Consider the following 1,585-nt stretch of genomic DNA (forward strand, 5'->3'; position numbering starts at 1 on the left):
GCCGAAGCCGAAGCCGAAGCCGAAGCCGAAGCCGAAGCCGTTCAGGACGATGATCAGCAGCCGGAAGTCGTCAAGGTCATGCCACGTACAGCCATCTTTGAAAACGAGCTCAACGATTCGGCCAACGCTGAACGGTTCGTGCAGATGCACGGGCATAACCTGAAGTTCGTCCCTGAGTTAGGTGGCTTTATCTACTTCGATGGTACGCACTGGACCCAGAATGACTTGACGCCCATGATCCTTGCTCAAACCGTGGGCAAAGAGATCCAGGAAATCGGGCAGATGTTGATCAAGCAGGCGTGCAAGAAAGAGGAGCTGTCTTGGGCTTATGCAGTGCTCAGACACGGTTCTAGCAGCCTTAACCGGGCTGGCATTCAGAACATGTTGGAACTGGCCAAGCCGATGATGACGGCAAGACTGCACGAGCTGAACGCCAATCCGATGCTGTTGGGCACGGCGAACGGTGTCATCGACCTGAAGTCGGGTCGCCTGTTGGCACCGAGACGGGCATTCATGATGACCCACCATAGCCCGGTGGTCTACGACCCAGCTGCTGTCTGCCCGCGATGGGAGCAGTTCATCGGCGAGATCTGCTGTGGCGATGCCGAGTATGCGGCCTTCCTGCAACGTTGTGTGGGCTACTGGATCACCGGCCGCACCGACGAACAGCTCCTGTTCTTCCTCTACGGAGGCGGCTGCAACGGCAAGAGTACCTTCATGTCGGTCATTCAGCAGTTGCTGGGAGAGTTCAGTCGGCAGATCAACAGTAACGTCTTGCTGTTCAACCGCAACGGCAATACTGGGCCGAACCCGTCCCTGACCAAGCTGGTGGATGCACGTCTCGTGGTCGCCAACGAGCTGCCTGAGGGGGCCCGTATGGATGAGAACTTGGTGAAGGCCATGACGGGGGATGATGTGATTGTCGCTCGTGCTCCCTACGCCAAGAAAGAGATGGAGTTCCGCCCATCCTTCTCTCTGGTTATGGTGGGTAACCACAAGCCCGAGATCCGCGATACCAGCAATGGTATGTGGCGTCGGATGTTGATGCTGCCCTTCAATGCCTCCTTCACGAAGGAACAGCTGGACCCAATGCTGATGGAGAAGCTGCGGGCCGAGATGCCCGGCATTCTGAACTGGGCCATCCAGGGCTGCCAGATGTGGCAAGACCAGAGGCTCAAGGCATCAATTCCTGCTCGTCTCAAGCAGGATGTCGAGACCTACCGTGCCGAGTCGGATATGGTCGGCTGCTTCCTTGATGAGTGCACCCAGGCCAGAGCAGGGGCCAAAGTGCTCATGAGCGAGGTCTACGCAGTCTACAGCCGCTGGGCACAGCAGAACGGTGAATGGGTCATGAAGAGGCTGGCCCTCAAGAAGAAGCTGTTAGAAAAGGGCTATCTGATCCCCCGCTATAAGAGCAATGACACCATCATCGGGTTGACCCTGCTCGATAGCGAGATGGCTGACATGACGGTCTCAGCCCACCGAGAGCAGCCGGAGACAGGAGCGAACTACACAGTATGACGAATGGGGGGCCTGCGGGCCCCTCTGCCGTTTTTGACTTTCCCGTTTTGCCCGCCAACAAAGG

At 57.4% G+C, this 1,585-nt stretch carries 1 protein-coding gene; it reads left to right on the forward strand.

Annotated features, from left to right (window positions below; genetic code table 11):
• On the forward strand, positions 1 to 1,521 hold a 1,521-nt coding region (locus OKB81_RS19545; RefSeq protein ID WP_270805395.1), incomplete at its 5' end, for a DNA primase family protein.
• Positions 1,522 to 1,585 lie beyond the last annotated feature (64 nt).

This window comes from Aeromonas sp. QDB56, from assembly GCF_027705505.1.
In the GTDB taxonomy this organism is placed as follows: Bacteria; Pseudomonadota; Gammaproteobacteria; order Enterobacterales; family Aeromonadaceae; genus Aeromonas; species Aeromonas caviae.